At 72.1% G+C, this 23804-nt stretch carries 23 protein-coding genes and 1 tRNA gene; 9 read left to right on the plus strand and 15 right to left on the minus strand.

Going from position 1 to position 23804, the window contains the following annotated elements:
• Nucleotides 1–453 precede the first annotated feature (453 nt).
• Nucleotides 454–597: a hypothetical protein gene (locus ABZ719_RS33910; RefSeq protein WP_366729003.1), complete on the plus strand. Its 144-nt coding sequence runs from the start codon at nucleotides 454–456 to the stop codon at nucleotides 595–597.
• A 171-nt stretch (nucleotides 598–768) separates the two neighbouring features.
• On the opposite strand, the gene ABZ719_RS33915 is transcribed toward ABZ719_RS33910, so the two are convergent.
• Nucleotides 769–850 (minus strand) — tRNA-Tyr (locus ABZ719_RS33915).
• A 248-nt stretch (nucleotides 851–1098) separates the two neighbouring features.
• Here ABZ719_RS33915 and ABZ719_RS33920 point away from each other — a divergent pair.
• Nucleotides 1099–1587: a YajQ family cyclic di-GMP-binding protein gene (locus ABZ719_RS33920; RefSeq protein WP_037863511.1), complete on the plus strand. Its 489-nt coding sequence runs from the start codon at nucleotides 1099–1101 to the stop codon at nucleotides 1585–1587.
• Between the two features lie 96 nt (nucleotides 1588–1683).
• Here the strand turns inward: ABZ719_RS33920 and ABZ719_RS33925 are convergent, their stop codons facing one another.
• From ABZ719_RS33925 to ABZ719_RS33985, 13 genes are all read right to left on the minus strand, one after another.
• Nucleotides 1684–1950, minus strand: coding sequence for a GlsB/YeaQ/YmgE family stress response membrane protein (locus tag ABZ719_RS33925; protein WP_037863508.1), 267 nt, complete (start codon nucleotides 1948–1950; stop codon nucleotides 1684–1686).
• Nucleotides 1951–2098: 148 nt separating this feature from the next.
• Nucleotides 2099–2491 carry a YccF domain-containing protein gene (locus ABZ719_RS33930; RefSeq protein WP_366729004.1) on the minus strand — a complete coding sequence of 131 codons (393 nt, stop codon included), beginning with the start codon at nucleotides 2489–2491 and terminating at the stop codon, nucleotides 2099–2101.
• Nucleotides 2488–3351, minus strand: a complete 864-nt coding sequence (htpX, locus tag ABZ719_RS33935) for a zinc metalloprotease HtpX (RefSeq protein WP_366729005.1) — start codon at nucleotides 3349–3351, stop codon at nucleotides 2488–2490. The genes ABZ719_RS33930 and htpX overlap by 4 nt, the downstream gene beginning before the upstream one ends.
• A gap of 164 nt (nucleotides 3352–3515) precedes the next feature.
• A complete protein-coding gene (locus tag ABZ719_RS33940) occupies nucleotides 3516–5042 on the minus strand; it encodes an NADH-quinone oxidoreductase subunit N (RefSeq protein WP_366729006.1) in 1527 nt (508 codons plus the stop codon).
• Nucleotides 5039–6613, minus strand: coding sequence for an NADH-quinone oxidoreductase subunit M (locus tag ABZ719_RS33945; RefSeq protein ID WP_366729007.1), 1575 nt, complete (start codon nucleotides 6611–6613; stop codon nucleotides 5039–5041). The genes ABZ719_RS33940 and ABZ719_RS33945 overlap by 4 nt, the downstream gene beginning before the upstream one ends.
• Before the next feature lie 6 nt (nucleotides 6614–6619).
• Nucleotides 6620–8614: an NADH-quinone oxidoreductase subunit L gene (locus ABZ719_RS33950; RefSeq protein WP_366729008.1), complete on the minus strand. Its 1995-nt coding sequence runs from the start codon at nucleotides 8612–8614 to the stop codon at nucleotides 6620–6622.
• Nucleotides 8611–9012: an NADH-quinone oxidoreductase subunit NuoK gene (nuoK, locus tag ABZ719_RS33955; protein WP_366729009.1), complete on the minus strand. Its 402-nt coding sequence runs from the start codon at nucleotides 9010–9012 to the stop codon at nucleotides 8611–8613. The genes ABZ719_RS33950 and nuoK overlap by 4 nt, the downstream gene beginning before the upstream one ends.
• Nucleotides 9012–9614 carry an NADH-quinone oxidoreductase subunit J gene (locus ABZ719_RS33960; protein ID WP_366729010.1) on the minus strand — a complete coding sequence of 201 codons (603 nt, stop codon included), beginning with the start codon at nucleotides 9612–9614 and terminating at the stop codon, nucleotides 9012–9014. Before ABZ719_RS33960 ends, nuoK begins: the two co-directional genes overlap by 1 nt.
• The gene (locus ABZ719_RS33965; RefSeq protein ID WP_366729011.1) at nucleotides 9611–10189 is read right to left on the minus strand and encodes an NADH-quinone oxidoreductase subunit I; all 579 of its coding nucleotides are present in this window, start codon (nucleotides 10187–10189) and stop codon (nucleotides 9611–9613) included. Before ABZ719_RS33965 ends, ABZ719_RS33960 begins: the two co-directional genes overlap by 4 nt.
• Nucleotides 10190–11158 carry a complex I subunit 1 family protein gene (locus tag ABZ719_RS33970; RefSeq protein WP_366729012.1) on the minus strand — a complete coding sequence of 323 codons (969 nt, stop codon included), beginning with the start codon at nucleotides 11156–11158 and terminating at the stop codon, nucleotides 10190–10192.
• Nucleotides 11155–12678, minus strand: coding sequence for an NADH-quinone oxidoreductase subunit C (locus tag ABZ719_RS33975; protein WP_366729013.1), 1524 nt, complete (start codon nucleotides 12676–12678; stop codon nucleotides 11155–11157). Before ABZ719_RS33975 ends, ABZ719_RS33970 begins: the two co-directional genes overlap by 4 nt.
• The gene (locus ABZ719_RS33980) at nucleotides 12675–13400 is read right to left on the minus strand and encodes an NADH-quinone oxidoreductase subunit B family protein (RefSeq protein WP_366729014.1); all 726 of its coding nucleotides are present in this window, start codon (nucleotides 13398–13400) and stop codon (nucleotides 12675–12677) included. The genes ABZ719_RS33975 and ABZ719_RS33980 overlap by 4 nt, the downstream gene beginning before the upstream one ends.
• Nucleotides 13391–13810: an NADH-quinone oxidoreductase subunit A gene (locus tag ABZ719_RS33985; RefSeq protein WP_051813641.1), complete on the minus strand. Its 420-nt coding sequence runs from the start codon at nucleotides 13808–13810 to the stop codon at nucleotides 13391–13393. The genes ABZ719_RS33980 and ABZ719_RS33985 overlap by 10 nt, the downstream gene beginning before the upstream one ends.
• Nucleotides 13811–14110: 300 nt before the next feature.
• On the opposite strand from ABZ719_RS33985, the gene ABZ719_RS33990 reads away from it, so the two are divergent.
• The 5 genes from ABZ719_RS33990 to ABZ719_RS34010 all read left to right on the plus strand — a co-directional run bounded on the left by ABZ719_RS33990 (nucleotide 14111) and on the right by ABZ719_RS34010 (nucleotide 21097).
• Nucleotides 14111–15355, plus strand: coding sequence for a sensor domain-containing protein (locus tag ABZ719_RS33990; protein WP_366729015.1), 1245 nt, complete (start codon nucleotides 14111–14113; stop codon nucleotides 15353–15355).
• Between the two features lie 157 nt (nucleotides 15356–15512).
• Nucleotides 15513–16904: a sensor domain-containing protein gene (locus ABZ719_RS33995; protein ID WP_366729016.1), complete on the plus strand. Its 1392-nt coding sequence runs from the start codon at nucleotides 15513–15515 to the stop codon at nucleotides 16902–16904.
• A 269-nt stretch (nucleotides 16905–17173) separates the two neighbouring features.
• On the plus strand, nucleotides 17174–17833 hold the full coding sequence (locus tag ABZ719_RS34000) for a response regulator transcription factor (protein WP_366729027.1): 660 nt from the start codon (nucleotides 17174–17176) through the stop codon (nucleotides 17831–17833).
• A gap of 263 nt (nucleotides 17834–18096) precedes the next feature.
• Nucleotides 18097–20025: a 2-oxoacid:acceptor oxidoreductase subunit alpha gene (locus ABZ719_RS34005; protein ID WP_366729017.1), complete on the plus strand. Its 1929-nt coding sequence runs from the start codon at nucleotides 18097–18099 to the stop codon at nucleotides 20023–20025.
• Nucleotides 20018–21097 (plus strand): 2-oxoacid:ferredoxin oxidoreductase subunit beta, encoded by a 1080-nt coding sequence (locus ABZ719_RS34010; RefSeq protein ID WP_366729018.1) that lies wholly within the window; start codon nucleotides 20018–20020, stop codon nucleotides 21095–21097. Before ABZ719_RS34005 ends, ABZ719_RS34010 begins: the two co-directional genes overlap by 8 nt.
• 15 nt (nucleotides 21098–21112) lie before the next feature.
• On the opposite strand, the gene ABZ719_RS34015 is transcribed toward ABZ719_RS34010, so the two are convergent.
• The gene (locus tag ABZ719_RS34015) at nucleotides 21113–21502 is read right to left on the minus strand and encodes a helix-turn-helix domain-containing protein (protein WP_366729028.1); all 390 of its coding nucleotides are present in this window, start codon (nucleotides 21500–21502) and stop codon (nucleotides 21113–21115) included.
• A gap of 196 nt (nucleotides 21503–21698) precedes the next feature.
• Here ABZ719_RS34015 and ABZ719_RS34020 point away from each other — a divergent pair, with 196 nt between their 5' ends.
• Nucleotides 21699–22553, plus strand: coding sequence for an SDR family oxidoreductase (locus ABZ719_RS34020; protein WP_366729019.1), 855 nt, complete (start codon nucleotides 21699–21701; stop codon nucleotides 22551–22553).
• A gap of 174 nt (nucleotides 22554–22727) precedes the next feature.
• On the plus strand, nucleotides 22728–23735 hold the full coding sequence (gene rarD / locus ABZ719_RS34025; RefSeq protein ID WP_366729020.1) for an EamA family transporter RarD: 1008 nt from the start codon (nucleotides 22728–22730) through the stop codon (nucleotides 23733–23735).
• Nucleotides 23736–23804: the final 69 nt, after the last annotated feature.

A 23804-nucleotide genomic window follows, 5' to 3' on the forward strand; every position in this document is an offset into this window, starting at 1 on the left:
AGCCGGTGGCCGTTCGTCTATGCGGGCTTCATCTCGATGCCGGAGCAAACCCCCGGATCAGGTCGAACCCGTACACCACTTCCCTGGACGCAACCGCACCCTCACTCCCCGTCAGGGAGTCGTCCAGGCCGGACGGAACTGAACGGACGACGGGACGGCCCACGAAACCCGTCACCTAAAGGCCCACGCCGTGAAGGACTCCCGCCCGGTGCCGATCCCTCCCCACTTCGTGCGTATGCTTCGGCAGCACCATGCAACGCACGGCACGGCACTTGACGGCCGACTCTCCCGTACCAGCTGCCGCGGAGGCCTCTCCTCCAAGAGACCGGCTACGGGGAGCTCTGGGCCAGGGCCTGGGAGAACGTCCTGACCGAGGCTGAGACGGGATCTCTACTCGCCCGCCGCCCATATGATCTACGTCACGCTGGCGTCTCCTTCTGGCTCAGCTCGGGCGTGGACGCGATGGAGTGCGCCCGCCACGCCGGCCACAGCATCGCGCTACTGCACAGGGTGTACGCCAAGGTCTTGGACCAGACCCGCGAGCGGGCGAACAGCCGGATCGATGCGGCACTGCGCGAGTGGAACGAGCCCGAGTGATCGGGCTTCCCCCGGGGGACGCCTGGGGGACACGCCCTGATCAGAGGTGGGATTCAGTCGGTACGGGGGGAGACAGCCCGCCCGAGTCCCACCCTGAATCGAACGGGGGGCGACAACGAAAACCCCCTCCGACCTGCCGTAAAGGCTAGTCGGAGGGGGTCTTCCCCAGTGTGGCGGCGCCAGGATTCGAACCTGGGAAGGCTGAGCCGGCAGATTTACAGTCTGCTCCCTTTGGCCGCTCGGGCACACCGCCGGGGTTTGCTGCCGTTCGAACTGCCTTTCGGCTGTGCTCTCCGGCAACGACGTAAACAATACCCGATCCGCAGGGGTGCTTCGCCACCCGATTGATCGGCGTCGCCGGGGCGGGAGGTGACTAGGCTGGGGCGGATGCGGACCCGGACCCCACGGCCGGGCGCGGCGGCTGCCCCCACACCCGCCGGCACGCACGTGCAACGCACTCCGACACATCCCGACACACCCCGATACAAGGAGCCACAGGACATGGCCGACTCCAGTTTCGACATCGTCTCGAAGGTCGAGCGGCAGGAGGTCGACAACGCCCTCAACCAGGCCGCCAAGGAGATCTCGCAGCGCTACGACTTCAAAGGCGTGGGTGCTTCGATCTCGTGGTCCGGCGAGAAGATCCTCATGGAGGCCGACTCCGAGGAGCGGGTGAAGGCGGTCCTCGACGTCTTCCAGTCCAAGCTGATCAAGCGCGGCATCTCGCTGAAGGCCCTGGACGCGGGCGAGCCGCAGCTGTCCGGCAAGGAGTACAAGCTCTTCGCCTCCATCCAGGAGGGCATCTCCCAGGAGAACGCCAAGAAGGTGGCCAAGCTCATCCGCGACGAGGGCCCCAAGGGCGTCAAGGCCCAGGTCCAGGGCGACGAGCTGCGGGTCAGCTCCAAGAGCCGGGACGACCTGCAGGCCGTGATCGCGCTGCTGAAGGGCCAGGACTTCGACTTCGCGCTGCAGTTCGTCAACTACCGGTAGGACCGGCATGCCGAGAGGGTGGGCGCCCGGGCGGCGCCCACCCTCTCGCGCTTCCGCGCCCGTGTGCGCCGCCCCCGTGCGGCGTGTGGCGCCGGATCAGTCGCGCGAGTTGCCGAAGAGGATGCGGTAGGCGATCAGCAGGACGAGCGAGCCGCCGATCGCCGCCGCCCAGGTGGCGCCGTCGTAGAAGTGCTTGGAGATCGGGTGGTCCAGCCAGCGCGCCGAGATCCAGCCGCCGATGAAGGCGCCGGCGATGCCGATGAGGGTCGTGCCGATGAAGCCGCCGGGGTCGCGGCCCGGCAGCAGGAACTTCGCGATGGCCCCGGCCAGCAGCCCCAGGATGATCCAGCTGATGACGCCCATGTCCTGAACCTGCCTTTCCCGGCGACCTGTCGTCGTCGCCCGTGTGTGCCCCACGCGTGTTCGCACTCGTGTCGTCCGGGAAGACGCCGCGGGGCCTGCCCGCGGTTGCGTCGGCCTGCGGGGTCCCCGGGCCGTGACCCGCGGCGGATCAGCGGGTGGCGAAGGGCTCGTCCGTCCGGACGATCTCGCGGCCCAGCGGCAGCAGCGAGACCGGGATGAGCTTGAAGTTCGCGATGCCGAACGGGATGCCGATGATCGTGACGCAGAGCAGGACGCCCGTCACGATGTGGGCGAGCGCCAGCCACCAGCCCGCCAGCACCAGCCACAGCACGTTGCCGATGCAGGACGGGGCGCCCGCGTCGCGGCGCTCGACCGTGGTGTACCCGAAGGGCCACAGGGCGTAGACGCCTATGCGGAACGCCGCGATGCCGAACGGGATGCCGATCACGGTGATGCACAGGAGCACGCCCGCGAAGAGGTAGCCGAGGAACAGCCAGAAGCCGCTCAGGACCAGCCAGATGACGTTCAGGATTGTCTTCACTGTCGGCGACCTGCCATCTGTTCGAGTCGGGCGATGCGCTCCGCCATGGGCGGGTGTGTGGAGAACATCTTCGACAGCCCCTGGCCCGGCCGGAAGGGGTTCGCGATCATCATGTGGCTCGCGGTCTCGATGCGGGGCTCCGGGGGCAGCGGGAGCTGCTGGGTGCCCGCCTCCAGCTTGCGCAGGGCTCCGGCGAGGGCGAGCGGGTCCCCGGTGAGGCGCGCGCCGGACGCGTCGGCCTCGTACTCGCGGGAGCGGCTGATGGCCAGCTGGATGAGGCTGGCCGCGAGCGGGCCGAGGATCATGATCAGGAGCATGCCGAAGATGCCCGGGCCCTCGTCGTCGTCGGACCGGCCCACCGGGATCAGCCACGCGAAGTTGACCAGGAACATGATCACCGAGGCGAGGGCGCCGGCGACCGAGGAGATCAGGATGTCGCGGTTGTAGACGTGGCTCAGCTCGTGGCCGATGACACCGCGCAGTTCACGCTCGTCCAGCAGGCGCAGGATGCCTTCCGTGCAGCACACCGCGGCGTTGCGCGGGTTGCGGCCGGTCGCGAAGGCGTTGGGTGCCTCCGTCGGGGAGATGTACAGGCGGGGCATCGGCTGGCGCGCCTGGGTGGAGAGGTCGCGGACCATCCGGTACAGGGCCGGGGCCTCGAACTCGCTGACCGGGCGGGCCCGCATGGCGCGCAGGGCCAGCTTGTCGCTGTTCCAGTACGCGTAGGCGTTGGTGCCGAGGGCGACGAGGACCGCGACGACCAGGCCGGTGCGGCCGAAGAGACTGCCGATGACGATGATGAGTGCGGACAGTCCCCCGAGGAGTACTGCGGTCCTGAGCCCGTTGTGCCGGCGGTGCACGGTACGCCCTCCAAGTGGTGCGGCAGGGGAACCCTTCGCTTGCTGCTGTTCGGTCCACCGGTGTCGTGGTGTCACGTCCAGTGGACCCTTCCGTACTGGTCAACGCCAGGCGAGCGCCCTGGGTTCCCTGGCCCGTGCGGTGGGTGCCGGGCCGTCCGGGTGACTCAGAACAGGCCGCCGCTCGCGAAGCGCAGCACCAGCTGGGGCGCTCCGGACAGGGCGACGCCCAGGAGGCCCGCCAGGGTGATCGCGGCGGTGAGGGGCGCCGGCACGCGGTGCCGCACGGGTTCGCCCTCGGGGGAACGGAACAGCAGCGCGGTCCAATGGAGGTAGTAGTACAGCGCGATGACGACGTTGACGGCCATGACGACGGCCAGCCAGCCGAGCCCGGCGTCGACGGCCGCGGCGAAGACGGTGACCTTCGCGAACAGGCCGATGATGCCCGGCGGCAGCCCGGCCAGGCACAGCAGGAAGAAGGCCAGGAGGAGGGCGGCCGCCGGGTTGGTGGCGTACAGCCCGCGGTAGTCGGCGACGCGGTTACGGGCCCGGGCACGCCCCACGAGCGCGGCCACGGCGAAGGCACCGAGGTTCACGACGGCGTACATGAGGGCGTACGCGACGGTGGACCCGATCGCCTTTCGCGCGTCCTGGGCGTAACCGGCGGCGGCGATCGGCACCAGGAGGTAGCCCGCCTGGCCGACGGAGGACCAGGCGAGCAGCCGGACCGCGCTGTACGCGCGCGTGGACTGCTGGCGCAGGGCACCGACGTTGCCGGCGGTCATGGTGAGCGCGGCGAGCACGGCGAGCGCCGGGCCCCAGACGTCGGCGTACGAGGGGAACGCGAGGACGGCGGTGAGGATCAGGCCGCTGAAGCCGACGGCCTTGCCGACGACGGACAGGTAGGCGGCGATCGGCAGGGGGGCGCCCACGTAGGTGTCGGGCACCCAGAAATGGAACGGGACGGCGGCCAGTTTGAAGGCGAAGCCGATCAGGGTCAGGACGACACCGGTCTGCGCGAGGGTGTGGAACTGCGCGTCGACGTGCGGGAGGCGGTCGGCCACCTGGGTGAGGTAGAGCGTGCCGGTGGTGGCGTAGACGAAGCTGACGCCCAGGAGGGTGACGGCGGTGGCGGTGACCGACGACAGGAAGAACTTCAGGGCCGCGTCGGAGGACCTGCGGTCGCCGTGCCGGAGGCCGACGAGGGCGAAGGCGGGCAGGGAGGCGGCCTCCAGGGCGACGATCAGGGTCGCCAGGTCGCGGGAGGCGGGCAGGAGCGCGGCGCCGGCGGCGGAGGACAGCAGCAGGAACCAGTACTCCCCTGCGGGGAGTCCCCCGCGCGCGTCCTTGAGCGCGGTCACCGACAGCAGGGCAGCCAGCAGTGCTCCGCCCAGGACCAGGAACTGGATGACGAGCGCGAAGTGGTCGGCGGTGTAGCTGCAGGGGCCGGCGGCCTGCCCGGCCTGGCAGAAGGTGCTGCGGTGGCCGTCCAGGAGGGGCAGCAGGAGCAGCGCGGAGGCGGCGAGGCCCGCGACCGACACCCAGCCGAGGACGGGTTTGCGCGCGGCGGGCACGAAGAGGTCGGCGACGAGCACGGCGAGGGCGGTCACCGCGGTGAGGGTGGGCGGCGCGATGGCGAGCCAGTCGACGGACTGGACCACCGAGGCGGCCGGCGACTGGGCCAGGACGCTCATCGGGTGCCTCCTGCGAGGAGCTGCTGCACGGCCGGGTCGGTGAGGCCGAGCAGGGCCTTGGGCCACAGGCCGGCGAGGACGGTGAGGGCGACGAGCGGCGTCCAGGCCGCGAACTCGAACCCGTGTACGTCGGCGAGTCTCGGTGTCTCGCGCGCCACCGGGCCCATGCAGACGCGGCGGACCACGACGAGCATGTACGCGGCCGTCAGGAGGGTGCCGAAAGCGCCGATCGCCATGAAGGTGAGGAAGGCGGGCCGGCTGAGACCGGCGGCGGGCTCGAAGGAGCCGAACAGGGCGAGCATCTCGCCCCAGAACCCGGCCAGGCCCGGCAGGCCGAGGGAGGCGACCGCGCCGAAGGCGATCAGCCCGCCCAGGCGCGGCGCCTTGCCGTAGAGGGCGGCCCCGGTCTCCTGCGCCAGGGTGTCCAGGTCCGTGGTGCCCGTACGGTCCTTGAGGGCGCCCACCAGGAAGAACAGCAGGCCGGTGATGAGGCCGTGGGCGATGTTGGCGAACAGGGCGCCGTTCACGCCGGTCGGGGTCATGGTGGCGATGCCGAGCAGGACGAAGCCCATGTGGCCGACGGAGGAGTAGGCGATGAGGCGTTTCAGGTCGCCCTTCGCGCCCTGCCGGGCCAGGGCCAGGCAGGCCAGGGACCCGTAGACGATCCCGGCGACGGCGAAGGCGGCGAGGTAGGGCGCGAAGGTGTGGAAGCCGTGCGGCGCGACCGGCAGCAGGATCCGGACGAACCCGTACGTGCCCATCTTCAGCAGGACGCCCGCCAGCAGGACCGAGCCGACGGTCGGGGCGGCGGTGTGGGCGTCGGGGAGCCAGCTGTGCAGCGGCCACATCGGGGTCTTGACGGCGAGCCCGATCCCGATGGCCAGTACGGCGACGACCTGCACGGACGCGGTCAGTGACCGGCCGTTGTCAGTGGCGAGTGCCACCATGTCGAACGTGCCCGCCTTGATTCCGATCAGGAGCAGGCCGAGCAGCATGACGACCGAGCCGAGGAGGGTGTAGAGGATGAACCGCCAGGCGGCGGCCCGCCGGCCCTCGCCGCCCCAGCGGGCGATGAGGAAGTACATCGGGACGAGCACCGTCTCGAAGGCGAGGAAGAAGAGCACGAGGTCGAGGACGGCGAAGGTCGCCAGCGTGCCGGACTCGAGCAGGAGCAGCAGCGCGACGAAGGCTTTCGGGGCAGGCCCCGCGGGCGGCTTGAAGTAGCTGTACAGCGCGCACAGGAAGGTCAGCAGCGCGGTCAGCACGACGAGGGGGAGGGAGATGCCGTCGATGCCGAGGTGGACGCGCACATGGAGTGCGGGGATCCAGCTGATGTCGGTCGTGGCCTGCATCCTCGACGGGTGGCCGTGGTCGAAGCCGAGCGCGAGGACGATCGCGGCCGCCAGGACGGCGCCGGTGACGGTCACCCCGTGCCGGAGCACGGCCTGCTCGGGTGACTTCCCCTTCAGCCCCGGCGGGGCCGGCAGGAGGGCGGCGAGCGCTCCCAGGAGCGGGCCGGCGACGACGAACGCCAGAAGGAACTGCATCACGGACTCGCTGATATCGATCACGCCTGCTCACGCTCCCGTGGCGACGAGGACGACGGCGACCGCCAGGACGACGGTGCCGGCGAGCAGCGCGCTCACATAGGTCTGCACGTTGCCGGTCTGGGCGCGCCGCACGGCGGCCCCCAGCAGCCGGGGTGCGGCCCCCGCCCCCCGTACGTAGGTCTCGACGACCTCGCGGTCGAGGAACCGGACGAGACTCGCACCGGCCAGGACCGGGCGGACGAACAGGGTCCGGTAGACGGCGTCCAGGTGGAAGCCGGTGGCCGCGTGCCGGTGCAGCGGGCCGAGCAGCAGCCGTGCGGGGTCGGCCGGGTCGGCCGCGTAGGCGATGGCCCCGTAGGCGGGCCGGTGGGTGGCGATGGCCTCGGCCTCGACGAGCCCGGCGTCGGCCTCGGGGTGGGCCGCGACCGCGCCCATCGGGGTGCGGGCGGCGAGGGCGGTGGTGTGCCGCCAGGCGCCGTAGGTGATGACGATGCCGGCCAGGGCCAGGCCCGTGCCGAGGACGGAGGTGGTCAGGGCCGGGGCGAGGGAGGGGCCGCCGAACCAGTCGGGCAGGACGCGGAAGGCGAGGCCGCCGAAGGCGAGGGAGGGCACGGCGAGCACCCAGAGCACGGCGTTCATGGTCACGGGCTGCCGGCCGTGGCCGGAGGGCTCGGCGCCCTGGCCGCGGAAGGCCAGCAGCCACAGCCGCATGGCGTACGCGCCGGTCAGCAGGGCGGTGAGCAGGCCGGCCACGAGGACGGTCCAGCCGGCCGCGCCGGGGGCCTGGCCGGTGTGGCCGGTGGCGACGTGCTCGGCGGCGCCGAGGACGGACTCCTTGGAGAAGAAGCCGCTGAAGGGAGGGATCGCGGCGAGCGAGAGGAGGGCGACGGTCATCGTCCAGTAGGCGTCCGGGACGCTCTCCCGCAGGTGGCCGGTGCGGGACATGGCGGCCAGCGAGTTGGTGCCGGTGACATGGATGACGGCACCGGCGGCCAGGAAGAGCAGCGCCTTGAAGGCGCCGTGGGACAGGAGGTGGAAGACGGCGGCGCCGCGGTCGCCGACGGCGAGGGCACCGGTCATGTAGCCGAGCTGGCCGATCGTCGAGTAGGCGAGGACGCGTTTGATGTCGTCCTGGGCGAGCGCGGCGAGCGCCGAGCCGGCCATGGTGACGGCGGCCATGACGGCGAGGACGGTCATCGCGGCCGGGGAGGCCTGGAAGACGGGGAGGAGCCGGGCGACGAAGTAGACGCCGGCGGCGACCATCGTCGCGGCGTGGATCAGGGCGGAGACGGGCGTCGGGCCGGCCATCGCGTCGGGCAGCCAGGAGTGCAGCGGGAACTGCGCCGACTTGCCCGCCACGCCCGCCAGGAGCAGCAGGGCGATCAGGGTGGGGTGGTGCAGACCGCCGCTGGTGACGGCGCCGAGGATCTTCGTGATCCGGAAGGAGCCGGTGTCGCCGGCGAGCGCGAAGAGTCCGATGAGGAAGGGGACGTCGCCGAGCTTGGTCACCAGGAAGGCCTTGAGGGAGGCGGCGCGGGCCTCGGGTGTCTCCCAGTAGTGGCCGACCAGGAAGTAGGAGCAGATGCCCATGACCTCCCAGCCGACCAGCAGCACGATCAGGTCGCCGGAGTAGACGACGAGCAGCATCGCGGAGGTGAACAGGGAGACGAGCGCGGCGTAGGAGGGGTAGCGCGGGTCGTCGCGCAGGTAGCCGGTCGAGTAGAGCTGCACGCAGGTCGCGACGGTGCCGACCAGGACGGCGACGAGCGCGGCGTAGCCGTCGATGTGCAGGGCCAGTTCGACGGGGACCGAGCCGGTGGGCGTCAGCTCGGTGACGGCGTCGAGGGCCCGGCCGCCGCCCTGGTCGGCCGCGACCAGCACGGCCAGGACGAGGCAGGCGAGGGTCGGCAGGACCGCGAGCGGGCGGACGAAGCCGGGGGCGGTGCGGCCGAGCAGCAGCCCGGCCGCGGCCGCCAGGAACGGAAGGAGGGGGACGAGGACGGCGAGGGTGGTCGTGGTCACGCGGTGGCCTCAGCCTTCCCGGGGTCCGGCGCGGTCGCGGCGGTGTCGCGGCCGGGTCCGTCGTCGGTGTCGTCGTCGGGGCTCTCGGCGGCGTCGCGGAGCCGGTCGATGTCCGAGGTGCCGCGGTTGCGGTACACGGCGAGGACGATCGCCAGTCCGATGCCGATCTCGGCGGCGGCGATGGCGATGGTGAACAAGGTCAGGGCCTGGCCGGAGTGCAGGGTCTCGGCGGCGGTCCTGCTGAGCCAGACGTCGAAGGCGACGAGGTTGAGGTTGACGGCGTTGAGCATCAGCTCGACGGACATCAGGACCAGGATCGCGTTGCGGCGGGCGAGGACGCCGTAGAGGCCGGTGCAGAAGAGGAGGGCGGAGAGTACGGCCGGGTAGACGAGATGCATCAGCGGGAGCCCTCCTCGGCGGCCCGTTCGGCACGCGCCCGCGGGGGCCGGGAGGCGCTCGCGTCCGCCTTCGTCCTGCGGGAGAGGACGATCGCGCCGACCAGGGCGGCCAGGAGCAGCACGGAGAGGGCCTCGAAGGGCAGCACCCAGTTCCGGAAGAGGCTCTGGCCGGTGGCCTTCGTCGTCCCGGCGGCGGCGCCGTCCAGGTCGGTCCAGGTGGTGCGGAAGGCGTCGACGACCACCCAGACCAGGGCGGCGGCCGCGGCGACGGCCACGGCGAGGGCGGCCCAGCGGTTGCCCGAGTCGGCGTCCGGTGAGCGGCCGATGGGGGCCTTGGTGAGCATCAGTCCGAACAGGAGGAGGACGACGACGGAACCGACGTAGATGAGGACCTGCACCCAGGCGATGAACTCGGCGGTGAGCAGGAGGTACTCGACGGCCAGTCCGCCGAGGGTCACCACCAGCCACAGGGCGGCGTGCACGAGCTGCCGGGTGGTGACGGTGACGAGCGCGGCGCCGAAGGTGGCGAGGCCGACGAGGAGGAAGGCGATCTCGGCCCCCGTCGGGGAGAGGAAGCCGTGGGTCTGGGCGGCGAGGTTCACTCGTCCCCCTCCTCTGTGCCGGTCCCCGCGGCCTCCTGCCGCTCGGCCTCCTGCTGGGCGGCGAGCTTCTCGGCGGTCTTGCGGGCGGCGGCGACCTCCTTCGGTTCCTCCGCTCCGGGGTCGAGGGCGGGCGGGGCCGGGACGGTCCACATCCACTCGCGGAGCTTGTCGCGCTCGTGGGTGAGGTCGCGGATGTCGGTCTCGGCGTACTCGAACTCCGGGGACCAGAACAGCGCGTCGAAAGGACAGACCTCGATGCAGATACCGCAGTACATGCACAGGGAGAAGTCGATGGCGAAGCGGTCGAGGACGTTACGACTGCGTTCGCGTCCGCCGGGGGCCGCCGCCGGGACCGTCTCCTTGTGGGAGTCGATGTAGATGCACCAGTCGGGGCACTCACGGGCGCACAGCATGCAGACCGTGCAGTTCTCCTCGAACAGGCCGATCACCCCGCGGGTGCGGGGCGGCAGGTCGGGCTGGGTGTCCGGGTACTGCTCGGTGACGGTCTTCCTCGTCATCGTGCGCAGGGTGACGGCCAGGCCCTTGGCGAGGCCGGAGCCGGGGACGGGGGCCATCTAGGAGATCACCACCTTGACGATGCCGGTGAGGGCGATCTGGGCGAGGGAGAGGGGGACGAGGAGGGTCCAGGAGAGTTTCTGGAGCTGGTCCTCGCGCAGCCGCGGGTAGGTGACGCGCAGCCAGATGACGACGAAGGCGAGGACGGCCGTCTTCAGCAGGGTCCACACCCAGCCGAGGCCGTCGGCGCCCCAGGGGCCGTGCCAGCCGCCGAGGAAGAGGACGGTGGTCAGGCCGCACAGGACCACGATCCCCGCGTACTCGGCGAGGAGGAACAACGCGAACCGCAGTCCCGTGTACTCGGTGTAGGCACCGAAGATGATCTCCGAGTCGGCGACGGGCATGTCGAACGGCGGGCGTTGCAGTTCGGCGAGCCCGGCGACGAAGAACACGACCGCGCCGACGATCTGCCAGGGCACCCACCACCAGTGGAAGGCGTCGAGGACGCCGGGCAGGGAGACCGTGCCGGCCGCCATGGCCACGGAGGCGGCGGTCAGCAGCATCGGCAGCTCGTAGGCGAGGAGCTGGGCGGCGGTGCGCAGGCCGCCGAGGAGGGAGAACTTGTTGGCGGAGGCCCATCCGGCCATGAGCGAGCCGAGCACGCCGACGCCCATCACGGCCAGGACGAAGAAGACACCCGCGTCCAGGACCTGGCCGACCGCGCCCTCGCCGGGGCCGACCGGGAGGGCGAGCAGCACCAGCAGGTACGGGAGCAGGGAGACGGCGGGCGCGAGCTGGAAGATGCGGCGGTCCGCGCCCGCGGGGACCACGTCCTCCTTCTGCGCGAACTTCACGCCGTCCGCGACGAGCTGCGCCCAGCCGTGGAAGCCGCCCGCGTACATGGGGCCGAGGCGGCCCTGCATGTGGGCCATCACCTTGTGCTCGGTCTGACCGACGATCAGGGGGAAGGTGAGGAAGACCACGAAGACGATCAGGAGTCGCAGGGCGACGTCGAGCACGCCGTTCACCGCGGGCCTCCTTCTCGGTCGTCTTCTCGGCTGTTGCCTCGGTCGTCTTTTCGGTGGTCGCCTCGGCTGTCGTCTCGGCCGTGGGGCGTGTCGGGGCCCGCGGCCGGTTCCGGACCGGCGGGGGCGTCGGGGACGTCGGGGACGGGCGGTTCGGCCGGAGCGTCGGCACCCGCCTCCGCCGAGGTACCCGCAGGAGACTCCGCCGGGGTGCCCGCAGGAGACTCCGCCGGGGCGCCCGCAGCGGCCCCGGGCTCCTGCCGCCGGTTCGCGGGGCCGGGTTCGTCGAACGCCGGACGGGCGTGGTGCCAGGGCGCGTCGGAGCTGCGCGGGGCCCTGGCAGGGGCGGGGGGCGTGACCGGCTGCGGCTCCTTCGGGGCGGAGGCTTCCGGCCGCGAGCGCTGCGAGGTGGAACCCCCGCTCGCGCTGCGCATACGGCGCGGCCCGGCCGGCGGGGCCGGGGCGGCCTCCTCCTGAGTTGTGGACGGGGACGGCGACGGCGTCGTGCCGCCCTCGGCCGCGGCCGGCCTCTCCGGTCCGTCCGGCCTCCCCGTCTGTTCCCGGCCGTCCGGCCTCCCCGTCTGCTCGGGCCTCTCCCGCCGCTCCGGTCCGTCCGGCCTCGGCGTCTGCTCCGGCCTCTGCGTCGGGGCGCCCGCGGGTGCCGTGTCCTGGGCGGGGGTGTCCGGCCCCGGGGCCGCGGCGCCGGGCGCCGTCTGGCTCGCCGAGCCCTGGCTCGCGCTCCGCATCCGGCGCGGCCTGGCCGCCGCTCCCCGCTCCACCGCCTCGCTCGCCTCGTTCGCCCGGCTGCCGCGGTCGCTCGGGCCGCTCTGGCTCGCCGAGCCTTCGGCGGCCGTGCGGGTGCGGCGTACCGGACGGTCACCGGCCGCGCGGGCGGCCGGGCGTTCGCCCGCGGCCCGGGCCGCGCCCCTGGCCGGGCGGGCCGGGGCGGCCGGGAGGCGGCCCTTCATGGGGCCCCACTCGTTGGGGTCGGGGACTCCCGGCGGCAGCATCTGGCGGCGCTTGGGCCCGCCGTGGTCCGATTCGCCCGGTTCCTTCGCGCCGGGCCAGGCCTTGGCCACCCGGGCGGCGAGCACGAAGTCCTTGCGCAGGGGGTGGCCTTCGAAGGTGTCCGGCAGGAGGAGGTGGTCCAGCGCCGGATGGCCCGGGAAGCCGATGCCGAACATCTCGTGGGTCTCGCGCTCGTGCCAGGCGGCGCCCGCGTAGACCTCCACGGCGGTGGGCAGGGCCGGCGCCTCGTGCGGGACCGTCGTGCGGACGAGCAGCCGCCGCAGCGGGTTCAGCGCGACGACGTGCGCCGCGACCCGGAATCCCGTGCCCGGCTCGTCGACCGCGCTCAGCCAGTCGAAGTAGGTGCAGCCCAGCTCGTCCCGCGCGGTCAGCAGCGCGGACACCCAGGATCCGGGCGGTACGTCGACCGTCAGGACCTCGTAGAACTCCTCCGCGGTGGCCTCGGCGCCGAACAGTTCCGCGGCGGGCGCGGGCAGCCAGCCGGCGCCGCTCATCGCACGTCTCCCTGGGAGGCGTCCCTTTCGGGGGCGCCCCCTGCATCGGAGGCGTCCCCTTCAAAGGCGCCCCCTTCAAAGGCGTCCCCGCCGGCGGATCCCGCCGCCGCGGACGGCGTCCCGGGAACCGGCGGCCGCACCAGCCCGCTCCGCAGCGCCGCCGCCGACGGACGTGCCGCACCGGTCCCGTACCGCTCCCCCAGCGACTCCCGGGCGATCTTCTCCTGGAGTTTGAGGATGCCCTGGAGCAGCGCCTCGGGGCGCGGCGGGCACCCGGGGACGTAGACGTCCACGGGGATGATCTGGTCGACGCCCTTGGTGACGGAGTACGAGTCCCAGTACGGGCCGCCGCAGTTGGAGCAGGCCCCGAAGGAGATGACGTACTTCGGCTCGGGCATCTGCTCGTACAGGCGTTTGACGGCCGGGGCCATCTTGTCCGTGACCGTGCCGGAGACGACCATCAGGTCGGCCTGGCGCGGCCCGGGCGCGAAGGGGATCACGCCGAGGCGGATGAAGTCGTGGCGGGCCATCGACGCGGCGATGAACTCGATCGCGCAGCAGGCGAGGCCGAAGTTGAAGACCCACAGCGAGTAGCGGCGGCCCCAGTTCAGGACGACCTTCATCGGCTCGGGGGCCAGCCGGGACAGGGCGCCGAGCCGCTTGGGCTCCGGGAGCGCGACGGGCTCGGGCACCGCGGGGTTCACGGCGGGGTTCACGTCCATGCCAGGACGCCCTTCTTGTATGCGTACAGCAGGCCGACGGCCAGGAAGCCGAGGAAGACGAACATCTCCACCAGCGTCGCCGCGCCGTAGCCGGGGGCGGCGAAGACCGTCGCCCAGGGGAACAGGAAGATCGAGTCGACGGCGAAGATCACGTACAGGAAGGCGTAGACGTAGTAGCGGACCTGGGTGTGCGCCCAGCCCTCGCCGACGGGGTCGACGCCGCACTCGTACGTCAGGAGTTTCTCCGGGGTGGGGACGACCGGGCGCAGCAGCCGGCCCGCGCCGAAGGCGGCGGCGACGAACAGCACTCCCACGACGGCGAGCAGTCCGACGACCGAGTAGGAGTGGAAGTAGTCCGCCGCGACGACGACGGCCTGCCCCCGCGCCGTCTCCCGCAACGTCTGCGTCACCGTCCGTCCCTCGCTCCCTGTTCCGCCCGGTCCCGTCGTGCCCGTGCCGTCGTCTCCGACCGCCGGCCGGACCCTCTGCCGGCTCTCTGCCGGGCGCCTGCCGAGCGGCCTGTCGGACACCTGTCCGACTCGTCTGCCCGGCTCGTCCGCCCGACGACCTGTACGCACGGGAGTCTAGGCCCTGATAAAGAGCGGGTAAGCAGCCCGTCACACCGTGAGACACGGGGTGGGGTTTTCCCCCGCTCACCAGGGCGGCCGACCTCATGGCGCGTCCGGCCGCCGCACGGCACCCTGGCCCGTATGACCGCACCTCTCTCCTCTGCCGGTCCGGCGGCGTCCGGCGCCGGGGACACGGACCGTACGGACCGCGACCGCCTGCCGCCCGTCCGCTTCGCCTTCGGCCTGCCCACGTGGAAGGAGATCACTCATCTCCTGCTGAACCTCCCCGTGTCGCTGGTCGGTTTCATCTACGTGGTGACCGTCCTGGTCACCGGCACCGCCCTCACGGTCACAGTGGTGGGCCTCCCGTTGCTGGCCTCCGGCCTGGTGGGGGCGCGCCTGCTGGGCAGGCTGGAGCGGAAGCGGGCCCGGGCCCTGCTCGGGGTGCGCATCGACGAGCCGAGCCCGCTGCCGCTGGGCCGCACGACGGGGTGGCTCAACCGGTTCTGGCTGATGCTGAAGGACCCGGTGGGCTGGCGGGCGGCCCTGTACGAGTTCATCCGGCTGCCGTGGGGTGTCCTCACCTTCGCCGTGACGGTGACCTCGCTGTTCGTGCTGTGGCCGGTGCTGCCGTTCATCGCGCGCGGGCTGGCCAACGTGGACCGGGCGCTGGTGCGCGGCCTGCTGTCGCCCTCCGACGAGCTGGAGCGGCGGATCGCGGAGCTGGAGTCCGACCGGGGGGTCGTGGTGGACACGGCCGCCGCCGACCTGCGGCGCATCGAGCGGGACCTGCACGACGGGGCACAGGCCCGGCTGGTGAACCTGGCGATGGGGCTCGGGCTGGCCAAGGAGAAGCTGCTGGAGGACCCGGACGCGGCGGCCGAGATGGTCGCGGAGGCGCACGGCGAGGTGAAGCTCGCGCTGCAGGAGCTGCGGGACCTGGCCCGCGGGATCCATCCCGCTGTCCTCACCGACCGGGGCCTGGACGCGGCCCTGTCGTCGGTGTCCTCGCGCTGCACGGTGCCGGTGAAGGTGACGGCGGACCTGCCCGCGCGCCCGGCGGAGGCCATCGAGGGCATCGCCTACTTCACCGTCTCCGAGCTGCTGCAGAACATCAGCAAGCACAGCGGGGCGAGGTCCGCCTCGGTGGACGTGTGGCGGTCCGGGGACCGGCTGCTGATCCAGGTGTGGGACGACGGCCGCGGCGGCGCGTCGCTGGAGGGCGGCACCGGCATGCGGGGGCTGGCGGAACGGCTGGACGCCGTGGACGGTCTGTTCGTCGTCGACTCCCCGCAGGGCGGCCCGACGACGGTCACGGCGGAACTGCCCTGGCGGGACCGTACGGCCGGCTCCGCCACCGGGAAGGCGCCGGGCGCCCGGAGGTAGGGAAAACCCCCGGACCGAGACGCCGACGTGCTCCATGGCCCGGCGGGCCGCGCTCCAGCAGTCTTGAGTCACGGCGGGACGACCGCGACAGGCAGCACACCGGAGCACACACGAAGCCGCGCACGAGGCAGCGGACGAGGGGAACGGGACGACGCCCATGGCCACCCAGTACGGATCGCAGTACGGACAGGGGTACGCGCCCTACAGCGGGGGCGGGTTCCACGACGGTGAGGGGACCGGGCTCCACGGCGGCGGCACCGGCCGGCCGCGGCACCGGCTGCCCGCCGCGCTGCGGGCCCCGGTCGAGGCACGCAGCTGGCGGGAGCTGGCGTACGTGCTGCTGAGCCTGCCGATCGGCATCCTGCTGTTCACGTACGCCGTCACGATGGTGTCGCTGGGCGCGGGCCTGCTGGTGACGTTCCTGGGCATCCCGGTGCTGGCGGGGGCGCTGGCGGGCTGCCGCGGCCTCGGTGTGCTGGAGCGGGTGCGGGCGCGCGGGCTGCTCGGCCTGGACGTGGCCGAACCGGAGCCGCTGCGGATGAAGGGCCACGGCCCGCTGGCCTGGACCGGGGCCGTGCTGAAGAGCGGCGGCTCGTGGCGGGCGCTGCTCTACGCCGTGCTGCAGTTCCCGTGGGCGGTGTTCTCGTTCGTGGTCGCGGTGGTCCTGTGGACGACCGGCTGGACGCTGCTGACGTACCCCCTGTGGTTCTGGGTCTTCCCGATGTGGGCCGGTCAGGGCGGCATGCAGCTGTACGGCGACGAGCACCACCGGATCTACCTCGACAACCCGTTCGAGATCACGGTGACCGCCCTGGTGGGCCTGCTGATCACGCTGGCCACGCCGTGGATCGTGCGGTCGCTGACCACGGTCGACCGGGTGCTGGTGCACGGGCTGCTCGGCCCGTCGCGTCTGTCGGCCCGCGTGGTGGAGCTGGAGTCCGACCGGGGGGTCGTGGTGGACACGGCCGCCGCCGACCTGCGGCGCATCGAGCGGGACCTGCACGACGGGGCGCAGGCCCGGCTGGTGGCCCTCGCGATGGACCTGGGGCTGGCGAAGGAGAAGCTGACCGAGGACCCGCGGGCGGCGGCGCGGATGGTGGACGAGGCGCACGGCGAGGTGAAGACGGCGCTGCAGGAGCTGCGCGACCTGGCCCGCGGGATCCACCCCGCCGTCCTCACCGACCGGGGCCTGGACGCGGCCCTGTCCGCGGTGGCCTCGCGCTGCACGGTGCCGGTGAAGGTGACGGCGGACCTGACGGCGCGCCCGGCGGCGGCCATCGAGGGCATCGCCTACTTCACCGTCTCCGAGCTGCTGCAGAACATCAGCAAGCACAGCGGGGCGAGGTCCGCCTCGGTGGACGTGTGGCGGGCGGAGGACCGGCTGATGCTCCAGGTCGTGGACGACGGAGTGGGCGGCGCGAGCACGTCCTCGGGATCGGGCCTGGCCGGTCTGGCGGAGCGGCTGGACGCGGTGGACGGGATCCTCGTCGTCGACTCGCCGGCCGGTGGCCCCACGCGGGTGACGGCGGAGCTGCCCTGGCGGCGCTGAGTCCGCGAGCACGGCGATGCGGCCTGCCGTCCGCGAACCCCGAGGGGCGCGGAGGGCAGGCCGCGCCGCGTGTCCCGGACCGGCCGGCCGGACACCGGAGGAAACCGGCCAGAACCCCGCGGGAACACAGAAGCCTCCCCCTCTTTCCCCCGGGCGCGGGCGCGGCGGGGTCCGGATGCTGGAATGCTGGACCCCGCCGCACACGCCGGACGGGCCGTGCGGGCCGCCGGGAAGAAGGCTGTGGGGGGCCGAGGATCGTGGAGGACAAGGTGCGGGTGGTCATCGCCGAGGATTCAGTGCTGCTCAGGGAGGGCCTGACCCGGCTGCTGACCGACCGCGGGCACGAGGTCGTGGCCGGCGTCGGTGACGCCGAGGCCCTGGTCAAGACCATCACCGAGCTGTACGACGAGGGGCAGCTGCCCGACGTGGTGGTGGCCGACGTGCGGATGCCGCCGACCCACACCGACGAGGGCGTGCGCGCCGCGGTGCGGCTGCGCAAGGCGCATCCGGGGCTCGGTGTGCTCGTGCTGTCGCAGTACGTCGAGGAGCGGTACGCCACCGAGTTGCTGGCGGGCTCCAGCCGCGGGGTCGGCTACCTCCTCAAGGACCGGGTGGCCGAGGTACGGGAGTTCGTGGACGCGGTGGTGCGGGTGGCCCAGGGCGGCACCGCCCTGGACCCGGAGGTGGTCGCCCAGCTGCTCGGGCGCAGCCGCAAGCAGGACGTGCTGGCGGGGCTCACCCCGCGGGAGCGCGAGGTGCTGGGGCTGATGGCGGAGGGGCGCACCAACTCGGCGATCGCGCGGCAGCTGGTGGTGAGCGACGGCGCGGTGGAGAAGCACGTCAGCAACATCTTCCTGAAGCTCGGCCTGTCACCGAGTGACGGGGATCACCGGCGTGTTCTGGCCGTCCTCACCTATTTGAACTCCTGACCGGCCGACACTGGGGCGGTACGGGCCCCGATCCGGCCGTGGGTACGCCGGACGGGCTACCGCCGCGCACCGTCCGGAAGGAGGCCGAAGGGGCCGGAACGGCGTGAAAGAGCAGGGCATCGGACCGTCTCACGGGTGCGTCCAGCATGCGATCGGCACCGGGAGGGCATCCCTGACGGTCGTAGGGTTGGAAACCGGGAAGGTCTTCGCAGGGTCTTCGGGAGGCCGGTCCCACACAGCCGCCTCGAAGGAGGTCCAGTTCAGTGACCAGCCAGGTCAGCAGTCCAGCGGAACAGGCCGACGGAGCCGTCGTCGGAGAGCAGCGCAGGGCGGCCGGAGCGAAGGACGTCCGGCGTCTGGACCGGGTGATCATCCGGTTCGCGGGTGACTCGGGTGACGGTATGCAGCTCACCGGGGACCGGTTCACCTCGGAGACGGCCTCGTTCGGGAACGACCTGTCGACGCTGCCGAATTTCCCGGCGGAGATCCGGGCGCCGGCAGGGACGCTGCCGGGTGTGTCGTCGTTCCAGCTGCATTTCGCCGACCACGACATCCTGACGCCGGGGGACGCGCCGGACGTGCTGGTCGCGATGAATCCGGCCGCGCTGAAGGCGAACCTGGGGGATCTGCCGCGGGGCGCGGAGATCATCGTGAACACGGACGAGTTCACGAAGCGGGCGCTGCAGAAGGTCGGGTACGCGCGCTCTCCGCTGGAGGACGGGTCGCTGGACGGCTACAGCGTGCACCCGGTGCCGCTGACGACGCTGACGGTGCAGGCGCTGGCGGACTTCTCGTTGTCGCGCAAGGAGGCCGAGCGCAGCAAGAACATGTTCGCGCTGGGCCTCCTGTCGTGGATGTACCACCGGCCGACGGAGGGGACGGAGAAGTTCCTCCGGGCGAAGTTCGCGCGGAACGGGCAGATCGCGGCGGCGAACATCGCGGCGTTCCGGGCGGGCTGGAACTTCGGGGAGACGACGGAGGATTTCGCGGTCTCCTACGAGGTGGCGCCGGCCGTCTCGGCGTTCCCGCCGGGCGTGTACCGGAACATCTCGGGGAATCTGGCGCTGGCGTACGGGCTGATCGCGGCGTCCCGGCAGGCGGATCTGCCGCTGTTCCTGGGTTCGTACCCGATCACACCGGCCTCCGACATCCTGCACGAATTGTCGAAGCACAAGAACTTCGGGGTGCGCACGTTCCAGGCGGAGGACGAGATCGCGGGGATCGGCGCGGCGCTGGGCGCGGCGTTCGGCGGCGCGCTCGCGGTGACGACGACGTCGGGGCCGGGCGTGGCCCTCAAGAGCGAGACGATCGGTCTCGCGGTGTCGCTGGAGCTGCCGCTGGTGGTGGTGGACATCCAGCGCGGCGGCCCCTCCACGGGCCTGCCGACCAAGACGGAGCAGGCGGACCTGCTGCAGGCGATGTACGGCCGCAACGGCGAGGCACCGGTCCCGGTGGTGGCTCCGCGCACGGCGGCGGACTGCTTCGGGGCGGCGCTGGAGGCGGCCCGGATCGCGCTGACGTACCGCACCCCGGTGTTCCTGCTCTCCGACGGCTACCTGGCCAACGGCTCCGAGCCGTGGCGGGTCCCGGAACTGGCGGAACTGCCCGATCTGAAGGTGGCGTTCGCCAAGGGCCCCAACCACACCCTGGCCGACGGCAGCGAGGTGTTCTGGCCCTACAAGCGGGACCCGCACACCCTGGCCCGCCCCTGGGCGGTGCCGGGCACGCCGGGCCTGGAGCACCGCATCGGCGGCATCGAGAAGCAGGACGGCACCGGGAACATCTCCTACGACCCGGCCAACCACGACTTCATGGTCCGCACCCGCCAGGCCAAGATCGACGGCATCACCGTCCCCGACATCGAGGCCGACGACCCCGACGGCGCGAGCACCCTCGTCCTGGGCTGGGGATCCACCTACGGCCCGATCACCGCCGCGGTGCGCCGGCTGCGCGCCGAGGGCGTGCCGGTGGCACAGGCCCACCTGCGCCACCTCAACCCCTTCCCGAAGAACCTCGCCGCCCTCCTGAAGACGTACGACAAGGTCGTGGTCCCGGAGATGAACCTCGGCCAGCTCGCCACCCTGATCCGCGCGAAATACCTGGTGGACGCCCACTCCTACAACCAGGTCAACGGCATGCCCTTCAAAGCCGAACAGCTCGCCACGGCGCTCAAGGAGGCCATCGATGGCTGAGACGTCCACCACCGGCCCCCGCACGCCCCAGACGCTCTCCCTGGTGCCCAGGGCCACGGCCGCGCAGTCCATGAAGGACTTCAAGTCGGACCAGGAGGTCCGCTGGTGCCCCGGCTGCGGTGACTACGCCATCCTCGCCGCCGTCCAGGGCTTCATGCCCGAACTGGGCGTGGCCCGCGAGAACATCGTCTTCGTCTCCGGCATCGGCTGCTCCTCCCGTTTCCCGTACTACATGAACACCTACGGGATGCACTCCATCCACGGCCGCGCCCCCGCCATCGCCACGGGCCTGGCCACCAGCCGCCGCGACCTGTCCGTCTGGGTCGTCACGGGCGACGGCGACGCCCTGTCCATCGGCGGCAACCACCTCATCCACGCGCTGCGCCGCAACGTCAATCTCAAGATCCTGCTGTTCAACAACCGGATCTACGGTCTGACCAAGGGCCAGTACTCCCCCACCTCCGAGCGCGGCAAGATCACCAAGTCGACGCCGATGGGTTCCCTGGACGCGCCCTTCAACCCCGTCTCGCTCGCGCTCGGCGCGGAGGCCTCGTTCGTGGCCCGCACCATCGACTCCGACCGCAAGCACCTCACCGAGGTCCTGCGGCAGGCCGCCGCCCACCCCGGCACCGCCCTGATCGAGATCTACCAGAACTGCAACATCTTCAACGACGGCGCCTTCGACGCCCTCAAGGACAAGCAGCAGGCCGACCAGGCCCTCATCCGTCTCGAACACGGACAGCCGATCCGTTTCGGCACGGACGCCGCGCACGGCGTCGTCCGCGACCGCGCCGACGGCGACCTGCGCGTGGTCACCGTCACCGAGGACAACGAGGCCGACCTCCTCGTCCACGACGCGCACGCCGCCTCCCCGACCACCGCGTTCGCGCTCTCCCGCCTCGCCGACCCCGACACCCTGCACCACACCCCCATCGGCGTCTTCCGCGACGTCGAACGCCCGGTCTACGACACCCTCATGGCCGAGCAGCTCGATGCCGCCGTCGACCAGAAGGGCAAGGGCGACCTCGCCGCCCTCCTCGCCGGCGGCGACACCTGGACCGTCGTCGGCTGAGACCGGCGGTCGTGCTCACGAGGCCCGGGCGGCCGGCGCCCGGGCCTCGTCGTACGTCCGGCGGCCCTCGTCGTAGGCCTGCCGGGCCTGTTCCACGTCCGCCATGCGCTGCTGGGTCCACCGGGCGAGCGCCCGTACCTGTTCGGCGGCCTCGCGGCCCAGGCCGGTGAGCGAGTAGTCGACGCGCGGCGGGATGACGGGCTTGGCGTCGCGGTGGACCAGCCCGTCGCGTTCCAGTGTCTGGAGCGTCTGGGCCAGCATCTTCTCGCTGACCCCCTTCTCGCTCACCCGGCCGACCGCTCGCCGCAGCTCGGCGAACCGGTAGGACCGTTCCAGCAGCTCGATCAGGACCAGCACACCCCAGCGGCTGGTGACGTGCTCCAGGACCAGCCGGTACGGGCACATCGCCGCGTCCTGCCCCGCGCCCGCCCCGGCCTCCGCCGTGGTCCCTGCCTCGTTTTTCGTCCCGTCCCCGGCCACCGCCCCGCCGTCCCTCACACTTACTCCCATGTCGGTACCTTACTTCAAAGTGGGTACTTTCGATGAGTTAGCGCTTCTCCTAGGGTTAGTGCCAGACACAACCCCACAAGGAGATCCCCTCATGAGCATCGTCGTCACCGGAGCCACCGGACACCTCGGCCGCCTTGTCGTGGAGCAACTGCTGGAGAAGGTCCCCGCGGACCGGATCACCGCGGTCGTCCGCACCCCCGAGAAGGCCGCCGACCTCGCCGGGCGCGGCGTGCGGATCGCGGTCGCGGACTACAACGCGCCCGAGACCTTCGACGGCCTGTTCGCGGCGGGCGACAAGGTGCTGCTCGTCTCCGGCAACGAGTTCGACAAGGGCCGCGTCCAGCAGCACCGGGTCGTCATCGACGCCGCCAAGGCCGCCGGTGTCGCCCTGCTCGCCTACACCAGCGCGCCCGGCACCCTCAAGGCCGCCCTCGCCGACGACCACCGCGGCACCGAGGAGGCCCTGCTGGCCTCCGGTCTGCCGTACGTCCTGCTGCGCAACGGCTGGTACCACGAGAACTACACCGAGAACCTCGCCCCCGTCCTGGAGCACGGGGCCGTCGTGCAGGCGGCGGGCGCGGGCCGGATCTCCTCCGCCGCACGCGCGGACTACGCCGCGGCCGCCGTCGCGGTCCTCACCGGCGAGGGCCACGAGAACAAGACGTACGAACTGGGCGGCGACGAGGCCTGGGGCTTCGCCGACTTCGCCGCCGAACTGAGCCGGCAGACCGGCCAGGAGATCACGTACCGGCAGGTCTCCGTGGCGGACTACCAGGGCATCCTGTCCGGCGCGGGGCTGCCGGAGCCGGTCGCCGCGATCCTCGCCGGCGTCGACGCCTCCATCGAGAAGGGCGAACTGGTGGTCGACAGCGGTGACCTGTCCCGCCTGACCGGCCGCCCGGCCACCCCGCTGGCCGAGGCGATCGGCGCCGCCCTCAAGGGCTGAGCCCCAAAGGCTCGGCGGCTCTCCCTCTCCGGGCGGGGCAGCCCGGACACCGCTCACCCGTCCCCGCCTGTCATGACCGTATGGCGATACGTGCATGACAGGCGGCCGTGCCCGGCGCTACCTTCTTGCTTGCCGCGCCAGGGCGCGGCCCGGCACACCACGAGGGGAGGGCCCGTGACCGAGAAGTCGGACGGTGAAGGGCGCACGGGACTGCTGAACGGCTTCGCGGCCTACGGGATGTGGGGGCTCGTGCCCCTCTTCTGGCCGCTGCTCAAACCCGCCGGCGCGGCGGAGATCCTGGCCCACCGGATGGTGTGGTCCCTGGGGTTCGTCGTGGTCGCGCTCCTGGTCGTACGGCGCTGGGCCTGGGCCGGGGAACTGCTGCGGCAACCGCGCAGGCTCGCGCTGATCGTGGTGGCCGCCGCGGTGATCACCGTCAACTGGGGCGTCTACATCTGGGCGGTGAACAGCGGGCACGTCGTGGAGGCCTCCCTCGGATACTTCATCAACCCGCTGGTCACCATCGCGATGGGCGTGCTGATCCTCAAGGAACGGCTGCGGCCCGTGCAGTGGGCCGCGGTCTCCACCGGCGCCGCCTCCGTGCTCGTGCTCACCGTCGGCTACGGCCGGCCGCCGTGGATCTCCCTCTGCCTCGCCTTCTCCTTCGCCACGTACGGCCTGGTCAAGAAGAAGGTCAACCTCGGTGGCGTCGAGTCGCTGGCCGCCGAGACCGCGGTGCAGTTCCTGCCCGCGCTCGCCTATCTGCTGTGGCTGGGCGCGCACGGCGAGGCGACCTTCACGAGCGAGGGCCCCGGACATGCCGTGCTGCTCGCGTCCACCGGCCTCGTCACCGCGGTGCCGCTGGTCTGCTTCGGCGCCGCGGCGATCCGCGTGCCACTGTCGACCCTCGGCCTGCTCCAGTACCTCGCGCCGGTCTTCCAGTTCCTGCTCGGCGTCGTCTACTTCCACGAGTCGATGCCGGCCGAGCGGTGGGCCGGGTTCGCCCTGGTGTGGCTGGCGCTGTCCCTGCTGACCTGGGACGGGCTGCGCTCGGCCCGCCGGGCCGCCCAGGTGCGGGCCCGTCTCGGCGCGGCGGGCACCCCGCCCGCCCCAGGCCCCCGCGTCTCCTCGCCTTCCTCTCCCGACTGCTCTCCCGACTCCGCTCCCGCGGTGGAGGCGTAGTCGGCCGACTCCCTCTGATCACCCTGGGTGACGTCAACCTCGTGGGGCGAGAGGGACGAGGTCCGTCGA

Origin of the sequence: Streptomyces sp. NPDC006743 (assembly GCF_040703815.1) — a bacterium.
Taxonomy (GTDB): Bacteria; Actinomycetota; Actinomycetes; order Streptomycetales; family Streptomycetaceae; genus Streptomyces.